The sequence below is a fragment of the Streptomyces sp. NBC_01591 genome, from assembly GCF_035918155.1.
Classification (GTDB): domain Bacteria; phylum Actinomycetota; class Actinomycetes; order Streptomycetales; family Streptomycetaceae; genus Streptomyces.
This window is the reverse complement of the sequence record NZ_CP109327.1, coordinates 6,749,415-6,770,765: the sequence shown is the minus strand read 5'-3', so window position 1 is coordinate 6,770,765 and position 21,351 is coordinate 6,749,415. Positions and strand designations below refer to the sequence as shown.

The 21,351-nt window shown below is 71.5% G+C and carries 20 protein-coding genes and 1 pseudogene; 2 read left to right on the top strand and 19 right to left on the bottom strand.

What is annotated here, in order from left to right:
• Positions 1-23 precede the first annotated feature (23 nt).
• The 16 genes and pseudogenes from OG978_RS31090 to OG978_RS31015 form a co-directional block, all read right to left on the bottom strand.
• Positions 24-2,597 carry a polynucleotide kinase-phosphatase gene (locus OG978_RS31090; RefSeq protein ID WP_326768369.1) on the bottom strand — a complete coding sequence of 858 codons (2,574 nt, stop codon included), beginning with the start codon at positions 2,595-2,597 and terminating at the stop codon, positions 24-26.
• On the bottom strand, positions 2,594-4,093 hold the full coding sequence (locus tag OG978_RS31085; RefSeq protein WP_326768368.1) for a 3' terminal RNA ribose 2'-O-methyltransferase Hen1: 1,500 nt from the start codon (positions 4,091-4,093) through the stop codon (positions 2,594-2,596). Before OG978_RS31085 ends, OG978_RS31090 begins: the two co-directional genes overlap by 4 nt.
• 44 nt (positions 4,094-4,137) lie before the next feature.
• Positions 4,138-5,067 (bottom strand): homocysteine S-methyltransferase, encoded by a 930-nt coding sequence (gene mmuM, locus OG978_RS31080; protein ID WP_326768367.1) that lies wholly within the window; start codon positions 5,065-5,067, stop codon positions 4,138-4,140.
• A gap of 62 nt (positions 5,068-5,129) precedes the next feature.
• On the bottom strand, positions 5,130-6,053 hold the full coding sequence (locus tag OG978_RS31075; RefSeq protein WP_326768366.1) for an LLM class F420-dependent oxidoreductase: 924 nt from the start codon (positions 6,051-6,053) through the stop codon (positions 5,130-5,132).
• Positions 6,054-6,110: 57 nt separating this feature from the next.
• Entirely contained in the window at positions 6,111-6,677 is a 567-nt protein-coding gene (locus tag OG978_RS31070) for a DUF6099 family protein (protein WP_326768365.1), read from the bottom strand.
• Between the two features lie 123 nt (positions 6,678-6,800).
• Positions 6,801-7,169: a nucleotide pyrophosphohydrolase gene (locus OG978_RS31065; protein ID WP_326768364.1), complete on the bottom strand. Its 369-nt coding sequence runs from the start codon at positions 7,167-7,169 to the stop codon at positions 6,801-6,803.
• A pseudogene (locus OG978_RS31060) lies at positions 7,166-8,375 on the bottom strand (ATP-binding protein). Before OG978_RS31060 ends, OG978_RS31065 begins: the two are co-directional and overlap by 4 nt.
• A gap of 128 nt (positions 8,376-8,503) precedes the next feature.
• Positions 8,504-8,902 carry a cell division protein SepF gene (locus OG978_RS31055; RefSeq protein ID WP_326768363.1) on the bottom strand — a complete coding sequence of 133 codons (399 nt, stop codon included), beginning with the start codon at positions 8,900-8,902 and terminating at the stop codon, positions 8,504-8,506.
• A 104-nt stretch (positions 8,903-9,006) separates the two neighbouring features.
• Entirely contained in the window at positions 9,007-10,278 is a 1,272-nt protein-coding gene (locus tag OG978_RS31050; RefSeq protein ID WP_326768362.1) for a cytochrome P450, read from the bottom strand.
• Positions 10,275-10,889, bottom strand: a complete 615-nt coding sequence (locus OG978_RS31045) for a GTP-binding protein (RefSeq protein WP_326768361.1) — start codon at positions 10,887-10,889, stop codon at positions 10,275-10,277. Before OG978_RS31045 ends, OG978_RS31050 begins: the two co-directional genes overlap by 4 nt.
• Entirely contained in the window at positions 10,867-11,220 is a 354-nt protein-coding gene (locus OG978_RS31040; RefSeq protein WP_072485915.1) for a DUF742 domain-containing protein, read from the bottom strand. The genes OG978_RS31045 and OG978_RS31040 overlap by 23 nt, the downstream gene beginning before the upstream one ends.
• Positions 11,217-11,642 carry a roadblock/LC7 domain-containing protein gene (locus tag OG978_RS31035; RefSeq protein WP_266729168.1) on the bottom strand — a complete coding sequence of 142 codons (426 nt, stop codon included), beginning with the start codon at positions 11,640-11,642 and terminating at the stop codon, positions 11,217-11,219. Before OG978_RS31035 ends, OG978_RS31040 begins: the two co-directional genes overlap by 4 nt.
• Positions 11,639-13,009, bottom strand: a complete 1,371-nt coding sequence (locus OG978_RS31030) for an ATP-binding protein (protein ID WP_326768360.1) — start codon at positions 13,007-13,009, stop codon at positions 11,639-11,641. The genes OG978_RS31035 and OG978_RS31030 overlap by 4 nt, the downstream gene beginning before the upstream one ends.
• 84 nt (positions 13,010-13,093) lie before the next feature.
• On the bottom strand, positions 13,094-14,095 hold the full coding sequence (locus tag OG978_RS31025) for an MBL fold metallo-hydrolase (protein ID WP_326768359.1): 1,002 nt from the start codon (positions 14,093-14,095) through the stop codon (positions 13,094-13,096).
• Positions 14,096-14,442: 347 nt separating this feature from the next.
• Positions 14,443-15,615 carry a Gfo/Idh/MocA family protein gene (locus OG978_RS31020; protein ID WP_326768358.1) on the bottom strand — a complete coding sequence of 391 codons (1,173 nt, stop codon included), beginning with the start codon at positions 15,613-15,615 and terminating at the stop codon, positions 14,443-14,445.
• Positions 15,616-15,901: 286 nt separating this feature from the next.
• Positions 15,902-16,702, bottom strand: a complete 801-nt coding sequence (locus OG978_RS31015; RefSeq protein WP_326768357.1) for a DeoR/GlpR family DNA-binding transcription regulator — start codon at positions 16,700-16,702, stop codon at positions 15,902-15,904.
• Positions 16,703-16,887: 185 nt separating this feature from the next.
• Here OG978_RS31015 and OG978_RS31010 point away from each other — a divergent pair, with 185 nt between their 5' ends.
• Positions 16,888-17,772: an SIS domain-containing protein gene (locus OG978_RS31010; protein WP_326768356.1), complete on the top strand. Its 885-nt coding sequence runs from the start codon at positions 16,888-16,890 to the stop codon at positions 17,770-17,772.
• A 136-nt stretch (positions 17,773-17,908) separates the two neighbouring features.
• Positions 17,909-18,733 carry an acyl-CoA thioester hydrolase/BAAT C-terminal domain-containing protein gene (locus OG978_RS31005; protein ID WP_326768355.1) on the top strand — a complete coding sequence of 275 codons (825 nt, stop codon included), beginning with the start codon at positions 17,909-17,911 and terminating at the stop codon, positions 18,731-18,733.
• 69 nt (positions 18,734-18,802) lie between these two features.
• On the opposite strand, the gene OG978_RS31000 is transcribed toward OG978_RS31005, so the two are convergent.
• The 3 genes from OG978_RS31000 to OG978_RS30990 form a co-directional block, all read right to left on the bottom strand.
• Complete coding sequence (locus OG978_RS31000) at positions 18,803-19,342, bottom strand: hypothetical protein (protein ID WP_326768354.1); 540 nt, start codon at positions 19,340-19,342, stop codon at positions 18,803-18,805.
• 80 nt (positions 19,343-19,422) lie between these two features.
• The gene (locus OG978_RS30995) at positions 19,423-20,565 is read right to left on the bottom strand and encodes a DmpA family aminopeptidase (RefSeq protein ID WP_326768353.1); all 1,143 of its coding nucleotides are present in this window, start codon (positions 20,563-20,565) and stop codon (positions 19,423-19,425) included.
• Between the two features lie 64 nt (positions 20,566-20,629).
• On the bottom strand, positions 20,630-21,349 hold the full coding sequence (locus tag OG978_RS30990; protein WP_326768352.1) for a 4'-phosphopantetheinyl transferase family protein: 720 nt from the start codon (positions 21,347-21,349) through the stop codon (positions 20,630-20,632).
• Positions 21,350-21,351: the final 2 nt, after the last annotated feature.

Genomic DNA, 21,351 nt, shown 5'->3' with positions numbered 1-21,351 from the left:
CCCACTGCCTGCCGCGACACGTCTCAGAGCCGCGGGTCGACCGGCTCCGACTCCAGGGCCAGCACCGCGAACACCGCCTCGTGGACCCGCCACAGCGGCTCCCCGTCGGCCAGCCGGTCCAGCGCTTCGAGCCCCAGCGCGTACTCCCTCAGCGCCAGCGACCGCTTGTGGCCGAGGAACCTGTCGCGCAGCCGTTCCAGGTTCTCCGGGCGGGTGTACTCGGGGCCGTAGATGATCCGGAGGTACTCCCGGCCGCGCACCTTGATGCCCGGCTGGACCAGCCTGCCCTTGCCGTCCCTCACGAACGCGGCAAGCGGCTTGACGACCATGCCTTCGCCGCCGCGGCCGGTCATCTCCAGCCACCAGTCGACACCGGCGCGCACCGACGCCTCGTCCCCGGTGTCGACGACGAGCCGGCGGGTGACCTGGAGGAGCCCCGTCGGGTCGTGCTCGACCAGCCGGTCGAGCCAGGCCAGCTGCTCGTCGTGCGGTACGGAGGCCAGCGAGCGGCCCTGGACGGCGAGGATCTGGAACGGCGCGAGCCGCACCCCGTCCAGCCCCTGGGTGCTCCAGCAGTACCGGCGGTACGCCTCGGTGAACGCGGCGGCGTCCTCGGTGCGCCCCCGCTGGCGGTCCGCGAGAGAACCGACGTCCACCCCACGGGCCGCGGCCGCCGCGAGGGCCGCGTTGGCCTCCGGGAGGACGGCGCCGGACGCGGCACCGACCGCGGCGTACTGCGAGCGCAGCAGCCCGGCGGCCTTGAGGGACCAGGGCATCAGCTCGGCGTCGAGCAGCACCCAGTCGGTGCCCCACTCCTCCCAGAGCCCGGCGGCGGTGACGGCGGTGCGCAGCCTGCCGAGGATCACCTCGGTGAGTGCGGCGTCGTCGAGGAAGGGCCGTCCGGTGCGGGTGTACAGCGCCCCGGTGGGACCACCCGCGGAGCCGAGGGCGTCCGAGGTGCTTCCCACACCGAACCGCTCACGGGCGGCGGCCGCGTCCCGGCAGACCAGCGCCACCGCACGCGACCCCATGTGCTTCTCCTCGCACACGACCTCGGCGACGCCGTCCGCCCGGTACTGCGCGAAGGCCTCGGCGGGGTGCTCCAGATAGCCCTCCTCGCGCGAGGTGGCGGTGGGCGCCATGGTCGGCGGGAGGTAGCAGAGCAGCTGGGGGTCGACGGCGAACCGGCTCATGACCTCGAGCGCGGCGGCGGCGTTCTCCTCACGGACCGCGATGCGGCCCATGTGCCGGGTCTCGACGATCCGGCGGCCCTGCACATCGGCGAGGTCGAGCGGCCGCCCCTCCCGGCCGCCGGGTGCCTCGGTGGCCAGCGGCTTGGCCGGCTCGTACCAGACCTGCTCGGCCGGTACGTCGACGAGCTCGCGCTCCGGCCAGCGCAGCGCGGTCATCTTCCCGCCGAAGACCGCTCCGGTGTCCAGGCAGATGGTGTTGTTGACCCAGGAGGTGTTGGGCACCGGGGTGTGTCCGTAGACCACGGCGGCACGGCCGCGGTACTCCTCCGCCCACGGGTAGCGCACGGGCAGGCCGAACTCGTCGGTCTCGCCGGTGGTGTCCCCGTACAGCGCGTGCGAGCGGACCCGTCCGGAGGTGCGGCCGTGGTACTTCTCGGGCAGTCCGGCGTGGCAGACGACGAGCTTGCCCTCGTCGAGCACGTAGTGGCTGACGAGCCCGTCGATGAACTCCCGCACCTGCTCGCGGAAGGCCGGGTCCTTCTCATCCTCCCGGTCCAGCTGGTCGATGGTCTCGGCGAGCCCATGGGTGTGCTGGACGTTGCGGCCCTTGAGGTAGCGGCCGAGTTTGTTCTCGTGGTTGCCCGGTACGCACAGGGCGTTGCCCGCCGACACCATGGCCATGACGCGGCGCAGCACTCCGGGGCTGTCGGGGCCGCGGTCCACGAGGTCGCCGACGAAGACCGCCGTACGCCCTTCGGGGTGCGCGCCGTCGACGTAGCCGAGCTTGCCGAGCAGGGACTCCAGCTCGGAACTGCAGCCGTGGATGTCGCCGATGATGTCGAAGGGGCCCGTGAGGTGGCGCAGGTCGTTGTAGCGGCGCTCCAGCACCACTTCGGCGTGCTCGGCCTCCTCCTCGGTGCGCAGGATGTGCACCTTGCGGAAGCCCTCGCGCTCCAGGCCCCGCAGCGAACGGCGCAGTTCGCGGCGGTGGCGCTGAATGACGTGGCGCGGCATGTCGGCGCGGTCGGGGCGGGCCGCGTTGCGCGCGATGCAGACCTCTTCGGGCAGGTCGAGGACGATCGCGATGGGCAGCACGTCATGGCTCCTGGCCAGCTGGACCAGCTGCTTGCGGCTCTCGGACTGGACGCTCGTCGCGTCCACGACGGTCAGCCGCCCGGCTGCCAGCCGCTTGCCCACGATGTAGTGCAGGACGTCGAAGGCGTCACGGCTGGCGCTCTGGTCGTTCTCGTCGTCGGCGACCAGGCCGCGGCAGAAGTCCGAAGAGACGATCTCCGTGGGCTTGAAGTGCCTGCGGGCGAAAGTGGACTTGCCGGAACCACTGGCCCCGATGAGGACCACGAGGGAGAGGTCGGTCACCGGCAGCGTGCGTGAGGTACTGGTCATGCGGCATTCGCCTCCTTCTCGGTCCTGTTCCCGCTCTGCTTCGCGGTCTCGTCGGCTGCGGTCATCGTGAACACGGCCATCTGTGTGGGCGGCCCCACCTCGGGGTCGTCGGGCCCCACGGGGACGAAGCCGACTCCGTATCCGTGCCGCTGCGCCACCTCCCGGGCCCAGCCGCGGAATTCGGCCCTGGTCCATTCGAACCGGTGGTCGCCGTGGCGCACATGCCCGGCGGGCAGGGTCTCCCAACGGACGTTGTACTCGACGTTCGGCGTCGTCACGAGCACGGTCCGCGGACGGGCCGAACCGAACACGGCGTACTCCAGCGCGGGCAGTCTCGGCAGGTCGAGGTGTTCGATGACCTCGCTGAGCACGGCCGCGTCGTACCCCTTGAGTTGCTTGTCGGTGTAGGTGAGCGAGCCTTGCCGGAGCGTGACCCGGGCGGCCTGCCGCTCCCCCATCCGGTCCAGTTTCAGCCGTCGTGACGCGATGGTGAGGGCCCGCATGGAAACATCGACGCCGACGATCTCCGTGAAGCCCACGTCCTTGAGGAGTGCCTGCACCAACTGGCCCTGGCCGCAGCCCAGGTCGAGGACCCGGCTCGCGCCCGCGGCCCGCAGCGCGTCGAGGATCGCGGCGCGCCGCTGCTCGGCGAGCGGGACCGGCTTCTCCTCGGTGTCGGTCGTCTCGTCCACGGCGTTGTCGATGCTCTCGACGTCGAGGTCGTCCGACTCCGCGAGCCGCACCAGTTCGAGCTGCTGCATCGCCTGCCGGGTGAGCCCCCAGCGCCGGGACAGATAGCGGCTCGTGATCAGCTTCTGCTCGGGGTGGGCGGCGAGCCAGCCCTCACCCGCCCGCAACAGCTTGTCCACCTCGTCCGGTGCGACCCAGTAGTGCTTGGCGTCGTCCAGCACCGGCAGCAGCACGTACAGCTGACGCAACGCATCCGCCAGCCGCAGCTCGCCTTCGAGCACCAGTCGTACGTACCGCGAGTCCCCCCACTCCGGGAACTGCTCGTCCAGAGGTACGGCCACGGCGTCCACACTCGTCCAGCCGAGCGGCCCGAAGAGCTTGCGCACCAGCTCCGCACCGCCACGGGCCGGCAGCGCGGGCACCTCGATCCGCAGCGGCATCGGTGCCTGCGCGCGCTCGGGCAGTGCGCGGCACACACCGTTCAGCGCGGACTTGAAGACCGCGCTCATGGCGACGGACAGCAGCGAGGAAGCCGCGTACGGACGGTCGTTGACGTATTGCGCAAGCGCCGCATCGGGAGCGCCGCCCCGGCCCTTGCCCTTGCCGCGGCGCACCAGCGCCACGGGATCCACTTCCAGCAGGAGCGCCGCGGTGCAGCGCTCGGCGGATGCCTCGGGATAGAAGACATGCGCGGTGCCGTGGGAGGTGGAGAATGTCTGCGCCTTCTCGGGATGCTTGTGCAGCAGGAAGCCGAGGTCGGTCGCTGGACGCTCCGGGTTGCCGGTTGTGCTGATTGTCAGGAACACACGTCCGAGTATGGTCCGGTCCGCTCGCCCCCCACCAGGTATTTTCACGTGTCCGTGGACTTGTCGGCCGTTGTGGTGCCGAGCAGCCCGGCCAGTTCCGCGACGGTGTCCGGGCCGACCCGGCAGCAGCCGCCGATCAGCCGGGCCCCGGCGTCCTGCCAGGCCCTTGCTCTGCCCGGGGCGAAGGTGGGGGCGCCGACCCATCCCAGGCCCCCCGCGTCCCACCGCTCCCCGCTGTTCGGGTAGACGACGACCGGCTTTCCGGTCACCTCGGCGGCCACCCGCACCGCTCGGTCCGCATCCGCCGGATCGCAGCAGTTCACCCCCACGGCCACCACGTCGTCGCGACCCCGGACGAGCCCGAAGGCCGTCTCCAGCGACTGGCCCGCCCTGGTCCGGTCGCCCGCCACGCTGTACGAGAGCCAGACCGGCAGCCCGCACCCCTCGACCGCCCGCAGCAACGCCTCGGCCTCGTCCATGTCCGGCACCGTCTCCAGCGCGAGCGCATCGGGCCCGGCGGCGGCCAGCGCCTCGATCCGGGGCCGGTGAAAGCGCTCCAGCTCCCGGACGGAGAGCCCGTAGCGGCCCCGGTACTCGCTGCCGTCCGCCAGCATCGCCCCGTACGGGCCGACCGAAGCCGCGACCCAGACGTCCCGCTCCACCGCACCGGCGGCCCGTCGCGCCAGCCGGACACTGCGGACGAACAGCTCTGCCGCCTCCGCCCGTCCGATCCCCCGCCGCGCGAAGCCCTCGAAGGTCGCCTGGTAGCCGGCCGTGATGAGCACTTGTGCGCCCGCACGCACATAGGCGGTGTGGGCCGCCTCGATCTGTCCGGGCCCGTCGGTCAGCAAGCGGGCCGACCACAGGGCGTCGGACAGGTCGCAGCCCTGCGCCTCCAGTTGGTTGGAGAGCCCCCCGTCGAGCAGGACCGGCCCTGCCGCGAGGGCTCTGCCGAGCGGGCGGGCGGGGTACACAGGTGACTCCTTCCGTCCTTGGTCCTCAGAAACTGTCGGGTGACCTCCGATCGGGCGGCCTCTCAGCCGAGCTGGGACTGGACCTGGGCGGAGATCAGCTCCAGGTGCTCCAAGTCGTCCAGGTCCAGGACCTGGAGGTAGATCCGGGACGAGCCGATCGCACCGTACCGGCCGATCTTGTCGACCACCTCGGCGGGCGAGCCCGCGAGCCCGTTCGCCTTCAGCTCCGCCACCTCACGCCCGATGACGGAGGCGCGGCGTGCCACCTCGGCGTCGTTCCTGCCGACGCAGACCACCAGGGCGTTGGAGTACACCAGGTCGTCCGGTTCGCGGCCGGCCGTCCTGGCGGCCTCCCTGACCCGGCCGAACTGCTTCTCGCTGTCCTCCAGCGATGCGAAGGGGATATTGAACTCGTCCGCGTAACGGGCGGCCAGTCGCGGTGTACGCGTCGCGCCGTGACCGCCGATCAGCACCGGCACCCTGGCCTGCGCCGGCTTGGGCAGCGCGGGCGAATCGGTGAGCTGGTAGTAGGTGCCGTCGAAGCTGAACGTCTTGCCGGTCTCGGTCGCCCACAGCCCCGTGATGATCTCCAGCTGCTCCTCCAGCCTGCCGAACTTCTCCTTGGGGAACGGAATGCCGTATGCCTTGTGCTCCTCCTCGAACCAGCCCGCGCCGAGACCGAGCTCGACGCGCCCGCCGGACATCTGGTCCACCTGCGCGACCTGGATGGCAAGCACGCCGGGGAGCCGGAAGGTCCCCGCGGTCATCAGGGTGCCGAGCCGGATCCGCTTGGTCTCACGCGCCAGCCCGGCCAGGGTGATCCACGCGTCGGTCGGGCCGGGCAGCCCGTCCCCCGGCCCCATGCGGAGGTAGTGGTCGGAGCGGTAGAAGGCGTCGAAGCCGAGGTCCTCGGTCGCCTTGGCGACGGTGAGCAGGGTGTCGTAGCTCGCCCCTTGCTGGGGCTCGGTGAAGATTCGAAGATCCATACACCCATCCTGCACCTCCGGACATGGGCGCCCGCCTCCTGCGGCCTCCCCGCGCGGTCACTCACGGAGCCCTGCGCGGCCGCAGCCGGCCGCGGTCGTACCCGCCGGTCCGCCGACCGCACCGTACGCGTCGTACGGACCGTCCCGCTCCCGGCCGCGCTCCAGATCCTGCTGCCGCTCCCTGTCCTGCTCGTCGAGGCGGCGGAGCATTCCGTGCACCCGGTCCATCGACTCGTCGGCCGCGTCGATCGCCTCCATGCACTGCCAGTAGAGCCCCTGCTCATCGGTCTCGCAGGCCACCCCGACCAGAGCCATCCCCACTTCCCCGAGCAAGACGCCCAGCCCCGTCAGCGTCGCCCGGGGCTCGGCGAGCTCGGAGAGCTGCGCGGCCCGCGCCACCCCGGCCCGCGCCGCCGGGTGGTCCAGCGACCCGCTGCTCCGTCCGCCGATCTCACTCAGCCCGCGCGCCTCGCCCCGTAACTCCTTGGGCCCGTCGGCCGCCAGGCGGCTGCCGATCGCCTGGGCCAGCGCCTGTGCCTGCCAGGCCTCCGCGATGATGTCCGGCGTCCCCCTGCTCTGTGCCAGAGCACGCCGGCTGACTCGTACAAGCCGTTCCGCTTCCATGTGTTCCCCCGTCCGTGCGAAAAGCCGCTCACCTCATCCATTACCCACAGTGAGGTCACCGGTACCGAAAAGCCAGGGGAATTCGGAAATCTGTGGACACTAAATCGATTGTGGACAAGTTGATCACTCCGAAGAGTGACGGTCGCTGGGTTCCGGGGAGTCCTGGCGTCCCGGCACCGGGAATCGGGACTCGTTCCGGTCGATCTTCTCCGACAGTGCCGTGAGCACATCGATCCCCAGTACCTCGCAGAACTGCAGCAGATACGCGAGAACATCAGCGACCTCATCCGCCACCCGGTGCGCCGTCTCGGATCTCTCCATCACCCGAGCCGACTCCTCCGGCGTCAACCACTGGAAGATCTCCACCAGTTCGGACGCCTCGACGCTCAACGCCGCCGCCAGGTTCTTCGGGGTGTGGTACTGCTCCCAGTCCCGTGCGGCCGCGAACGCGGCGAGCCGTCGCTGCAGGGCCTGTACATCAAGTTCTGTCACGGCTCCAGGTCTACCACCGTCACCCCGGGCGTCTCCCGGGCCCGTGCCGCGCCCGACTCCGTGACCGTCCCGACCAGCCTGAGGTGCCCGGCCGCCCCGATCGACGTGGCCAGGGAGAGCAGTTCGCGCAATTGCCTGCCGTCCAGGTCCCGGTCGAGCCCGTCGGCCAGCACGGTGAGGGTCTGCATGGCCGACGGCACCTCCCTCGCGGCGTCCACCGCCAGCACTCCGGGGCCGGTGAGCACCACGAGGGCGAGCGCGAGATATCTCAGCTCGCCGTCCCCGAGCCACCCGACCGGGGTGGCCACCCCTCGGCCCCGCCCGAGCGTCGCGCGCAGCGCTCCGTCCTTGAGCCGTTCGACGCCCAGCGCGGTCACCGGCCCCGCGCATCCGGCGTGTGCCGCGGCGACCAGCCGGGCCTGGCGCTGGGCGCACTGCGTGTGTGCGCGCCAGCACTGCCGCGAGGTTGTCGCAGCCGCGTCGCAGCCTGCCGTCACCGGCCGGCACGGGGGCACGCATCCGCAGCGGTTGCGGTTCGCAGGCGAAGACCGACCGCAGGGCCACCACCGTCTGTTCGGCGGCGGCCAGGACCCGTAACTGCCCCTCGGTCCCGCCCGCGACCCGCAACGGCAGCAGGGCCGCGCCGAGACGGTCGTCCGGCAGCGGCGCACGCGTCACCGGGACCGCGCCGGCGGTGTGCCAGGCCGCCTGGACCGTGGCACGCCCCGGGTCGCGCAACGCGGTGGTGAGCAGGGTCTCGCCGCCACCGGTGAGCCGTTCACCCACGATGCGGAGCGTGGGCTCCGCCTGGACGGCGACGTCGAGCCGTACCGGTCCCGCCGGGCCGTCCGCCGTGCAGCCGATCCGGAAACCGCGGCGCCCCTGCGCATCGGCCGCGGCCCTCTCCGGTACGCAGGCAGCCGGGTCCGGGAACACCTCGTCCAGCGGGTCTCCGCTGCCGAGCCGCGCCAGCGCCTCGTACGCCCGCAACGCGCTCGATTTGCCGCTGTCGCCGGGCCCGCCGAAGAGTGTGACCGGGCCGATGGGGAAGGTGGCACCCCGATGCGAGGCGAAGGCGGACAGCCGCAGCTCGGTGACGACGGGCCCGGCGGAGCGGGCCGGCCTGCGAGCAGCGGCGGCCACATCACCGGACGCTGAGGTACCGGCGGACGGTGGTGGGGTGGCCCCCGGGCACAGTGCAGTCATGGCCGGACGGTATGCGGGCCGCGGCCCGGCGAACCGTTCCGCCTGAACGACCTTCCTACGATCGGGGTACGCGAACCGCCCCACCCCGCCCCACGCGAACCGCCCCACCCCCGGCCCCGGCGGCCCTCCTACGAACCGGGGAGGCCCGCTGCCGTGACTCCCTCGACCTCCATGCCGACCGGGGACAGCAGGAAGACATTCCGGTCGACCCGGTGCATTCCGCTGCCGAGGCCGAAGACCACCCCGCTGGTGAAGTCCAGGATGCGTTTGGCCACATCCGTCTCGGCGCTGGTCAGATCGAGCAGCACCGGAATCTGCGCGACCAGATACTCGGCCACCTCCCGTGCGTCCGCGAAGACCTGGACCCGCAGCACGACGAGGCGCCGCTGTTCGGCCGCTTCGTTCTCGTCGGAAACCGTGCGGTGATCCACCCTGGACGGCCACTCGTTGCGGCTGCGCAGAGGTACGACCTGGGCAAGCCCCTCCCACTGCTCGTCCGTGACGTCGTACCTGTCGTACCTGCTCACCGGACCACCCCGTCTGTGCTTCGGTTGGCGTTGCGCCGGCTGCGCTCGCTGTTCATCGGGCAATTCTCTCGCCACTCACCCGTTCGGCGTACCACCGACACGGTTCATGGGCCGATCGACACCGCCGGCGGCCCGTCCGCCGCTTCCCCGGCGGTCCGGTGCCGGTGTGCTTCCGCACTCATGTCGACGGGGGTGAACCGTACCGGAAGCCGGACCAGCGCACGGTGGAACGGTCCCGGACGCCACTTCAGAGCACTGGCCGCAACGGCCAGTTCGGCGTCGCACAGCTGACTGGTGAGCTGCTCGATCGCGGTCATGGCGATGAGCAGCGCCGGCTGCTTCGCCGGGCACCGGTGCGGACCCGCGGACCAGGCGAGGTGGGCGCTGGCCCCGGAGCGGACCGCGGGGTCCGAAAGGCCGGGTGCCGAGCGGGTGTTGGCCGCGGCGTAGGAGACCAGGAGGAGTTGTCCCGCGCGCAGCCGCACGCCGTGGAACTCCGTGTCGTGCCGCGGGTAGTGGGCCGCGAGATTGGCCAGCGGCGGGTCCTGCCAGAGGACCTCGTTGATCGCCTCGTGCGCCGTCATCGCGCCGCCGTGCAGCGAACCGGCGTACCGGGCGTCGGTGAGCATGTGCAGCAGCGCGTTGCCGATCAGATTCGTCGTCGGATCGTGGCCCGCGCTCATGATCAAGGTGATCTGACGCACAGTCTCGTCATTGTCCAGATTGGCCGGGTGGCCGAGGAGGTACGAGGTGAGGTCGCGGCGCGGCCGGGCGCGACGGTCGGCGACCAGTTCGGTGACGACCTCGACGAGGTCGGCGTACGCGGTGGCGGCGTCCTCGGCGGAGTTGAACATGCCGGAGATGCCGTTGACGATGCGTTCGCCGTCGCCCGGCTCCACGCCGAACCAGGTGACGAAGACGTGCACCGGAAGCCGTCGGGCGTACTGGGCGATGAGATCGCCGCTTCCGGTGGCGGCGAATTCGCCGATCAGCCGCTGGGCGACCCGGGTGACCTCGGCCCGCAGGATGTGCGGCTCGATCAGGGCGAGGCTGTCATTGATGGCGTCGCGGTAGCGGGCGTGCACGTCGCCGTCGCTGAAGAGCGCGGTGGGCCGGTAGCCGAGCACGGGCAGGACCGGCGAGTCGTCGGGGACGGTGGCCTGCCAGGCGCGCGGGTCCTTGGTGAAGGTGTGGGTGTCGCGCAGCAGGTCGACGGCGGCCTGGTAGTCGGTGACCAGCAGGGCGTCGATGCCGGGGGCGAGCCGGACGGGCGCGAGCGGGCCGTGTTCGCGCAGGCGCCGGTAGTGGCTCTGCGGGTCGGCGGCGAATTCCGGACCGTACAGGGCGAGGGGCTCCGGCGGCTGTGCGTATGTCATGACGGTTCCTCGGGCCTGGGCATCCGGGTGAGCACGTGCTCGGCCAGTGCGATCAGCGCGTCGATGCTGCCGCGGCGTTCGCGGGCGTCGCACTGCACCAGCGGGGTCTCGGGGGCGAGGTCGAGGTGTTTGCGCAGGACCTCGTCGGCGTGGGCGGGGGCGTCGGGGAAACGGTTGACCGCGACCGCGTACGGCAGGCCCTGCTCCTCGACCATGTCCATGACCGCGAAGGAGTCGGCGAGCCTGCGGGTGTCGACCAGGACGAGTGCGCCGAGCGCACCGCGCGCGATGTCCTCCCAGAGCGGCAGGAACCGCTGCTGGCCGGGGGTGCCGAACATGTAGAGCACCAAGTCGTCCAGGACGGTGAGCCGGCCGAAGTCGATGGCGACGGTGGTCGTGGTCTTGTCCGGCAGTCCGGCGGTGTCGTCGAGCCGGGTGCTGGACTGGGTCATCGCCTCTTCGGTGTGGAGCGTGGCGATCTCCGACAGCGTACGGATCAGGGTGGTCTTGCCGACGCCGAACGGGCCCGTGACGACGAGCTTCATCAGGGTCCGGGCGGTCGGCGGCAGATAGCCGATGCCGGTGCGGTCAGTGGAGGGAGCGGAGTCCAACGAGCAGCCTCTCGACGAGCGACCGGTCGATCTCCCCGGCACTGGGGATGGGCGGTCGGGTGTGCAGATGTCCGGCGGCCGCGAGGTCCGTGGCCAGGAAGACGGTGGCGCTGACCGGCAGGTCCAGGTGGGCCGCGCATTCGACGACGGTGAGCGCCCCCGGTTCGAGCAGCTCGCACAGCCTGCGCTGTTCCGAGCCGGTGTCCGGGGGCAGCTCGGTGTCGGCGCGTACGAGTACGTCGAGCCGGTCGAGCGCGGGACCGGCGGGCCGGGTCCGGCCGCCGGTGACCAGGTAGGCGGGTATCAGACGGCGCCCCGGGCCGGAGGTCATGGCCGGGCGGCGGTGTCCGGCAGGCGGGCGGGTGCGTTCATCGCCCGGGTCAGGGCGGTGACCTGCACCTGCATCTGGTACGCGATGTCGCCGAGCTTGGCCCCGGGTTCCGCGAACAGGGCGAGTGTGGTGTTGTTCCCGGCCGGTACGACGATGGCGAAGCCCTGGTCGGACTCGACGACCGTCTGGGCCAGGCGCGGTGCCTCGACATCGGTGAAGGCCGTGGTGAACGCGCGTGCCGCGGCGTGCAGCGTGGCGGTCATGGCGGCGACCCGCTCGCCGGACGCCCGGTCCAGGCCGGGCGACGCGCCCTCGACGAGGCCGTCGCCGGTGGCGACCACGGCGTGCTGGACTCCGGGCAGTTCCAGCAGCGGGGTCAGCACCCATGCGAGGTCACCGGTGGTGGAAGTGGGGGCGCTCACGTCTGGTCGTCTCCTTCGTCGTCCCGGTCGTCCGGGTGGTCGTGGTCGTCCGGTGCCGGTGCCGATGGCGGCCCGGCGACGCTCCTGCCGTTGAGGGTGCCCTGCTGGAGTGCCGCCCAGGAAGCCCCGGCCTGCTCGGGTGTACGGGGCACCTGTTCGCGCTCCGGGACGGCGTCGGCGGACGCGGGGCGGGCCGGGGCCGGACGTGGTGCGCGTCGGCGTCGGCTGGGCAGCGCGGGTGCCTGCCCGCCGGCGGGTTGCGGCACGGGGGCGGTCTCCGGCTCGGCCGGGGCGGGAACCGTGGGAGTGGCGTGCGCCTGCACCGGCTTCGGGGCGAGGGCGGAGAGGCTGTGGTCGTCCTCCATCACGGTCAGCAGATGGGCGGGAACGCGCAGGATCGTACGCATGCCGCCGAACGGCGATGCCTCGATGTGGCAGTTGAAGCCGTACTGGAGCGCCAGTCGGCCGACGACGGCGAAGCCGGTCTGCGGCGGATCGCCCAGCTCGGTCAGGAGGACTTCGGGCGGGCCCGCCAGCAGGGCCCGTGCCCGGTCGAGCGCGTCGTCGTCCATGCCGATGCCCGCGTCGTCGACCACCAGGAACGCGCCGCGGCCGCCGCTCTGCTGGAGGGTGACCTGGACGTCGGTGTCGGGGTGCGAGTAGGCGGTGGCGTTGGCCAGCAGTTCGGCCATTGCGATGGCGAGGGGTTCGGCGGCGCGGGCGACGAGCGCGAGCCGTTCGTCGCGCAGATGGTTGGCGACCTTGACGCGTTCGTAGCCGGCGACCCGGGACTGGGCGCCGAGCACGATCTCGACGAGCGGCGAGTTCTGGCGGGCGAGGCCGGGCCAGGCATCGCAGAGCACCGCGGTGGCCTGGGTACGCCGCAGCGCCAGTTCGTTGCGGAAGTCCAGTTGCAGGATGCGCGGGTCGTCGTACTCGTGCTGGAGCTCGTGCAACAGCTGCTGGGACTGGTTGAGCAGGGACTGGATCTTGGCGGAGGTGCCGCGCATCGCCGCGCGGGCGGCCGCGTCGACCCGCCCGCGCTCCTCGACGACGGCCTTGCGGGCGGCCTGCACCGCCTCGGTGAGCAGCCGCGCGGAATCGCCGTCGACCTCGGCCGCCCCGCGCAGTCCGGGGACCTTGGCGGTGGGGTGGGAGAGGGCGAGCGCGGCGGCGGGTATCCGCTCGCGGGCCAGCTGGCGGATCTCTTCAGTGAGGGCCGCGGTACGGGCCTCGGCGGCCTTCGACTGGCGTTCGGCCAGCTCGGCGCGGGCCACGGCGATACGTTGGGCGCGCGCCATGTTCTCCGCGTGGACCATTGCCGCCACGGCAGCGGCGACGGCGATCACCGCCACTATCCATCCCATGCCGTCACCGCGTTTCTGTTGTCGGGTCGGTCTTCCGGGCGAAACGGATCGGTCTTCCGGCCGAAGCGTCGGCGAGAGCTCCGCCTACTGCGCCACGGGTCCTGCCGGCGCATGCGGCTGCTCCAATTCTTGAGCGACCACGGCGACCTCGGTCATCACCTGGAGCACTCCGGGCAGTTCGGAGCCGTCGAGCTGCCGGTACTCGCTGCCGATGGTCACCACCAGCCGCTCGGGAAGGCCAAGTTCCGGGTGGCGTCCCTCGCCGATCACCCGGCGGGCGGCCTCGACGGCGGGGATCCCGGCCGCGTGGAAGGCGTGGGCGCGCTCGCGCACGTACTCCAGATACACGATGTGATCGCGCACCCCGGCCCGGTCGAGAATCGGACCGTGTCCCGGTACGACGGTCTCGGCGCCGGTGGCCAGCACGCGTTCGCAGGCCGAGATCACATTGCTCAGCGGACCCGCCCAGTGCACCGGGTGGTCGCCCGACTGCCCCGGGGTGGAGGAGAAGATGACGTCCCCGGTGAACACGGCACCCTGCGCGGGCAGATGGACCATCAGGTCGCCGGTGGTGTGCGCGGACGGCAGCGCGGAGATCTGGACCGGGTACTCCCCCAGGGTCAGTTCGAGCTCGCCCGTGAAGTAGGTGGTCGGCACCACCGGATCGGTCTGCGACCAGTCGAAGGGGCCGAAGTGACGCGCGAGATAGCCGCCGAGCGGGGTGGCCGGATCGCCGGCGGTGACGAGGGCATGCTGCTGCTTCGGCGTGGGCTCGTAGTGGATGTGCTCGCGGGCCTCGCGGGTCGCGATGATCTCCGCGTCCGGGAGTACGCCCGCGCCCCAGAAGTGGTCCCCGTTCGCATGGGTGACGATCACCCGATCGATGTGGACGCCGTCGGGCAGCCGCTTCTCGGACTCGGCCAGGAACTGGCCGGCCAGCACGGCGTCGTACGGGGTGTCGATCCAGAGCGCACCGCGAGGCGAGACGAGCAGACCGCAGTTCGCCAGCCCCCAGCCCCGTTTCGGCGGGAGCCATGCGTACAGGCCCCGCCCCAGGTCAACGACGTCTCCACCCGTGATCGACATGGACGCGATTATGCCGACCGAGATCCGGCCACGCGTTCGAACTCGGCCACCATGGCATTCCATTGGCGCAAAATCTACCCTCGGGCTCCCCGATGACGGGGCCACGGTGACCCTGCGATACCGGCATACCCTGCCCCCACCTGTCACCTTCCGGATGATTCCACCCAATTCACCCGACGGCGTCACACGTCGCGGCGAACACCTGCCGAGCGGCCGCCAAACCGGAATGAGCCGATTACCCACCGAGCATGGCCGAAAACAGTCGTACGGAGAGACCTTCGGGAACGGTGCCGCAAGGCACTGTCCCCGAAGGTCTCCCGGGCGGCGAACCAGTCGCACCCGTCGCGCTAGCGGACCTGACCGCCCTCGAAGTAGGCGATCAGCTCCGGGTCGAGGGCCGGCACCTCGAACGGCGCACCGCCCTCGCGCAGGGACCGGGTCGCGAGCACACCGGCGGCGACGCTCATCCGGGCGGCGACCGGCGAGGTGTCGGTGACGCCGCCGTCGCGGACGAACCGGCAGAACTCCTCCATGATCCGGCTGTCCCCGCCGCCGTGCGAGCCCTTGGCTTCCGGCACCCGGTAGGTGATGTCGGCCTCGGCGCGGTATCCACTGGGACCGGTGTTCCAGACCTTGACCTCGTCACCGGGGCTGTCACCGAAGTTCTCCAGCCGGCCCTCGGTGCCGATGACGGTGTAGTTCCGCCAGTAGTCGGGGGTGAAGTGGCACTGCTGGTAGGCGGCCACGACGCCGTTGTCGAGTTGCATGTTCATCACCGAGACGTCCTCGACGTCCACGATGTGGTGCAGGTCCTTGCGGGCCGTCGGCGGCCAGTCGAACTCGCGCAGCCAGTTCGCCGGGCGCGGGGTGTCCGCCTCGCGGCGCGGCAGGTCGCCGTAGACGAGGAGGTCGCCGAGCGCGTTGACACGGCGGGTGTAGCCGCCGGCCAGCCAGTGCAGGACATCGATGTCGTGCGCGGCCTTCTGGAGCAGCAGGCCGGTGGTGCGGGTCCGGTCGGCGTGCCAGTCCTTGAAGTAGTAGTCACCGCCGTAGCCGACGAAGTGCCGCACCCACACGGCCTTGGGCTCGCCGATGTCGCCGCGGGCGACGATGTCGCGCATCAGCCGCACGACGCCCATGTGGCGCATGTTGTGCCCGACGTACAGCCGGGTCCCGGTCTCGTACGCGGCACGCAGGATGTTGTCGCAGCTCTCGACGGTGATCCCGAGCGGCTTCTCGACGAAGACGGCCTTGCCGGCCCGCAGCGCGTCGATGGCGATGGTCTCGTGGGTGTCGTCCGGAGTCGCGACGATGACCGCGTCGAGGTCGTCCCGGCCGAGGAGCAGCTTGTAGTCCTCGACCGCGACATCGGTGCCGAAGCTCTCGGCCTCGCGTCGGCGCACCTCGGGGTCCAGGTCGCAGACGGCGGTGATCGCCGAGCCCTGTCCGGGGTGGTGGGCGGACGTCGCGATGGAACGGCGCAGGCCGAGCCCGATGACGCCGAGTCGCAGGTCTGACACGGGGGTCCCTTCTGTCTGTACGGGTGGTGCGGGCGGAGACTTCCGACTGCGGCAGCCGTTGCTCCCTCGCGGCGACAGCCACATAGTTCACGACATGCACCCCGATGGCAAGAGTTGTTCATTTCTCGCAAGTAATGAACAACTAAGAACATTCGAAGCCTTGGCCAGGTTCGATTCGACTCCATCGAAGCCGCAATCGGGCATGCCAGAGGCGCAGAACGAGTACGGAAGGGCCCCGACGCGCGACCGGCGATTACCGTCCGCCGCCGGACGGGCCGGTGTCACCTCATACAGCGATGACGGTGACGCCGGCCTCCGTGAAGCGGGCGGTCGCCTCGGGAGTGATCCCCTTGTCGGTGACCAGGAAGTCGACCTGCCCCAGATCGCAGACCCGGGCGAAGGCCCGCTTGCCGATCTTCGAGGAGTCGGCGGCCACGACCACCCGTTGCGCCTGCTGGGCGAGCAGCCGGTTGATGCTGGCCTCACCCTCGTGGTGGACGTACGCACCGCGCTCGGTGTCGATCGCGTTGACGCCCAGCACGGCGACATCCAGCGTGATCTCGCCCAGCACCCCGCTGGCCAGCGGGCCCGTCAGCTCGTACGACTGCGGCCTGGCCACCCCGCCGGTCACCACGATCTTGATCTGCGGCCGGATCACCAGCTCGTTGGCGATGTTGAGGGCGTTGGTGACCACGGTCAGGGTCGGCTGGCCGCCCGGCCCGGCCGTGCCATCACCGACGACATCGGAGCGCACCGCCAGCGAACGGGCCACCTCGGTCAGCGTCGTGCCGCCGGTCAGCCCCACCACCTCGCCCACCGCCACCAGCTCGGAGACCGCGCGGCCGATGGCCTGCTTCTCCGGGGCATGGCGACCGGTCTTGTAGCGCAGGGCCAGTTCGTAGCTGACTCCGTGCGCCACCGCGCCGCCACGGGTACGGGTGAGCAACTGCTGCTCGGCGAGCTGATCCAGGTCACGGCGGATGGTCGCGGCCGAGACATCCAGCGCCGTGGCGGCTTCCTCGACGTCCACCCGGCCGTTCTTACCGACAAGTTCCAGCAGCGCGTTCCACCGGGCATCCCTGGACAAGGCAACTCTCCTTACGAACCCGGGCTTCGGGCACCCATCCCCTTGGGTACGGTCACCGGACACGCGCAAGCGTCGCACAAGGCTCCGCCCAGTCAAGCCTCCTGCACGCAGGATGCTTGATAATGCTCACAGATCGCGTATAGCGTGCTTAAACAAGCATCACACTACGAGTACGGAGTGCAAAAGTGTCATTTGTCGAGATCGAGACCGCCAGTCAGCCGGAATGCTGGCGTCGCGCCGCCGAGCTGGCCCAGACGCAGTCGGCCGCTCTGCCCGCCACCGGCGAGCGCATCGCGGTCGTCGGCTGCGGCACCTCGTTCTACATGGCTCAGGCGTACGCCGCGCTCCGCGAGGAGTCCGGTCAGGGCGAGTCCGACGCCTTCGCCGCCTCGGAGTTCCCGTTCGGCCGCGGCTACGACCGGGTCGTCGCCCTCACCCGCTCGGGAACCACGACCGAGGTGCTGGAACTGCTCGACCGGCTCCGTGGTACCACCCGCACAGTGGCCATCTCCGCCGACCCGAACACCCCGGTCATGACGGCCGCCGACGACATCGTCGTGCTCGACTTCGCCGACGAACAGTCCGTCGTGCAGACCCGGTTCGCCACCACCGCGCTCACCCTGCTCCGCGCCCACCTCGGTCTGCACACCGAGGACGTGGTGCGCGACGCGGAGACGGCACTGGCCGAGCCGCTGCCCGAAGGCCTGGTGGACTGCACCCAGTTCAGCTTCCTCGGTCGCGGCTGGACGGCGGGGCTCGCCAACGAGGCGGCGCTCAAGATGAAGGAGGCGTCGCTGTCCTGGACCGAGTCGTACCCGGCGATGGAGTACCGCCACGGTCCCATCAGCATCGCCACCACCGGCACCGCGACCTGGATGTTCGGCACCGCCCCCGAGGGGCTCGCGGACCAGGTGCTGGCGACCGGCGCCCGCTGGGTGGAGAGCGGCCTGGACCCGCTGGCCGAGCTGGTGCGCGTGCAGCGTCTGGCGGTCGCCCGTGCCGCCGCCCGCGGTCTGGACCCGGACAGCCCCCGCCACCTGACCCGCTCGGTCGTGCTCACGGACGCCTGACCGGCCGATGCACATCGTCGAGCGCAGATTCAGCGATCCCGGCGAAGGCGCTCGCGAGGCTGCTCACGGAACCCCTCATGAAGCGCCTCACCGGGGCGTTCGCGAGGGGTTTCTCGCAAGGCCCGCGCGCGGCCCGGTGGACGCCGAGGTCGGAGTGCTGGTGCTCTCCGGGTCCAGCGGGCGCGTCGAGGAGGAGCGGTGCAGGCTCCTGGCCCGGGAGGGCATGGCCGCCCTGTCGATCCGCTGGTTCGGCAGCTCCGGACAGCCACCGGGCGTCTGCGAGGTCCCGCTGGAGACGTTCGAGTCCGCGATCGAGGTGCTCCGCGCGGGCGGCGCACGGCGGATCGGCATCCTCGGTACGTCCAAGGGCGCGGAGGCCGCCCTGCACCTGTCCGTGCTCCTGCCCGGTGTCGACGCCGTGGTGGCACTCTCGCCCACCTCGCTGACCTGGGCAAATGTCGGACCCGGCCAGGACGGACATAGCCGGCCGTACCGGTCCTCCTGGACCTGGCGCGGTGAGCCGCTGCCGTTCGTCCCCCATGACGACTCATGGTCACCCGCGCCCGCACGGCCCGAGGGCGCTCCCGTCGCCATCCTCGGCTGGTACGAGCAGAACCGGCGGACGTTCGCCGACCGTGTCGATGCGGCGAGGATCCCGGTGGAGAGGTCCGGCGCCGAACTCGTCCTCGTCGCGGGCGGCGACGACGCGATGTGGCCCTCGCTGCCCTACGCCGAGGAGCTGGCCGCCCGCCGCAGGGCGGCCGGCCTGCCCGTACGGGTCATCAGCAGCCCCGACGCGGGCCACCGCCCGCGGCTGCCGGGCGAGGGCCCGGCGCCCGCCTCCGCGCAGTTCCTGTACGGAGGTTCGACCGCGGCGGACGCGGCGCTCGGGGCAGCCGCCTGGCCCCACATCCTCGACGCGCTCCGCGGCCGCACGCGCGATCCGGCCGGAGGTCCGTGAGGGGCCGGCGGTCGTCCCGTCCGCCGGCCCGGCCCACAGAACCGCACCGCCGTGGTCAGGACTCCTCGATCAGGACTCCTCGAAGTAGGCGTCCAGAACCGCGTCGAGTTCCTCCGCCCACCCCTTGAGGCTGCTCCTGGCCGGCGCCTCGACCTCGGCGTTGAACCACCGGCGGGTCGACACATGGACCGTGACGGTGAACCGGCGGCCGAACCGGGGGATCTTCACCTCGACCGCGCCGATCTCGTCCCACCGGAACTCGGCCTCCTGGTCGTCCAGCCGGAACCGGACGCCCTCACGGTCCGCGGTGATCGACCCGCGACGGTCGCTCGCCTCGAACGCGGGCCCGTCCGCTGCCTCCTTCTCGTCCGCCGGGGTCTCTGCCGCGTCGTCGTCGGAAGCCACGGCGTCGGCCGCTCGCGCCCGGGCCCCTTCCGGCTCCGGCTGTTCCGGCTCCGCCTGTTCCTGTTCTGTCTGCTCCAGGTCTTCCTGCTCCAGGCTCGTATCCGGCTTCTTGGCCGTGACGGGGGCCGTGAGACCGGGGATGAACGCCGGGTCTGTCCCTGCGGCGTATCCGGGCTGAGTGTTCGGATCTATGCGCTGCTCCACGGCGGGCAGTATGGCCGACGAACCTGTGCCGGGCCAGCGAGCCCGCCGCGGAGCGGCCGTACGCGCCCCCGGCCGACGGGTTACGACACCGCCCCCCGGGCCGCCAGGAGCTCGGTCACCCGGTCCAGCGGGAGCGCCGGGACGTGGTGCCCGGCCCGGCCGGTCATCGAGTGCGCGCCGGTGAGCACATTGAGCACCGCCTCCTCCACCGACTCGACAACCGCGCCGTAGAAGGGGTCCATCCGGCCCCAGGGGACGAAGCGCATCGACTCGTACGGCGCGCTGCCGTCGTCCTCCGGGAACGTACTGGTCAGCGCGGACGGGTTGGCCGTGGAGAAGGCCAGGAACAGGTCTCCGGAGAAGTGGCTGCCGGTGGTGCCGGTACGGGCCAGGCCGAGCGTCGCCCGACGGGCCAGCGCCTTGCACTGCCCCGGCAGCAGCGGGGCATCGGTCGCCACCACCACGATCACCGAGCCCGCCCCGGGCGGCACCGGGCGCTCGCCGTCGGGCACCGCTGCGGGGGCCGGCGCCCCGACCGGGTCGGACAGCTCACGCCCCACCGGCACACCGGCCACCACCAGTTCGCGACGCGCACCGAAGTTGGCCTGGACGAAGACCCCGACGGTGTACCGGTCCTCGCCGTACTCCACCACGCGCGACGCGGTGCCCGAGCCGCCCTTGAAGCCGTAACAGCGCATCCCCGTTCCGCCGCCGACGCACCCTTCCTCGACCGGGCCGGAGGCCGCCGCCTCGATCGCGGCCCCCGCGTGGCGGGACTCGACGGCCGGACCGTGGATGTCGTTGAGGTGCCCGTCCCAGGTCTCCGTGACGACCGGCAGCAGCCACTCCGGCGCCATGCCCCGGCAGTTGGCGCGCACCCACTCGACCACGCCGCGGTGCACCGGGCCGACCGCGTAGGTGTTGGTGATGACCACCGGAACGGCGAGCGAACCGGTCTCCTCGATCCACGCGGTCCCGGTCATCTCACCGTTGCCGTTGAACGAGTGCCAGCCGGCCGCGCAGGGGGTGCCCACACCGTCCCGGCCGCGCGGCAGCAGCGCGGTCACTCCGGTGCGTACGTCGTCGCCGTCGACGAGGGTGACATACCCGACCTCGACGCCGGGCACGTCCGTGATCGCGTTCCACGGGCCCGGCTCACCGGTCAGGGGGATGCCCGACTCACGTGCGCGCCTGCGCTCTTCGCCCGGGTGATCTTCGCTCATGCGGACAGAGGCTACGGGAACACCCGCCCGCCGGACGAGACCCGCGCCACCTCTTCCTCGTGGCCTACGACCCCGTTCCGTGCAGCGTCCCGTCGGTTCCCCGAACAGTGCCGGGGGTGTTCTCGACGACGATCGCGGTCAGCACCAGACCACCCTCGGCCAGCCAGCGGCCGTGGAAACCCGTGGGCACCGCCGACTCCCCCGTCCCGGTCCCCGGCTCCGGGTCGGAGAGCAGCAGTTCGGCGGTGAAGCTGCCGTCCAGGCGGAGCTCGATGTCGGCCTCCTCGAAGCCCAGCCACCGGTGGGTGAGCGGGAACCAGGCCTTGTACACGGCCTCCTTCGCACTGAACAGCAGCCGGTCCCAGTGAATCCCCGGGTGCGCCAGGCGCAGTTCGCGCTCACGCCGCTGCTCCGTCACCAGCGCGATGTTGTTGTGCACGTCGCCGGGGAGCGGCGCGTGTCCTTCGGCGTCGATGCCGACGGTGAGCACCTCCGTCCGGCGGGCTACGACGGCGGCGCGGTAGCCGGTGCAGTGGGTCAGGCTTCCGACCGTGTCCTCCGGCCAGAGCGGGGCACCTCGTTCGCCTTTGAGGATGGGGACGGGAGCGATGCCCAGCGATCCGAGGGCGCGGCGGGCGCAGTGCCGCGCCGTGGCGAACTCCCTGAGCCGTTTCTCCACGAAGCCGCGGGTCAGCTCCTCCTCACCGGGCAGGAGCGCGGCATCGGGCAGGTCGGAGAACGCCTCTGCCACCGCTACCCGGGACGGCAGAATTTTCTCGATCATGA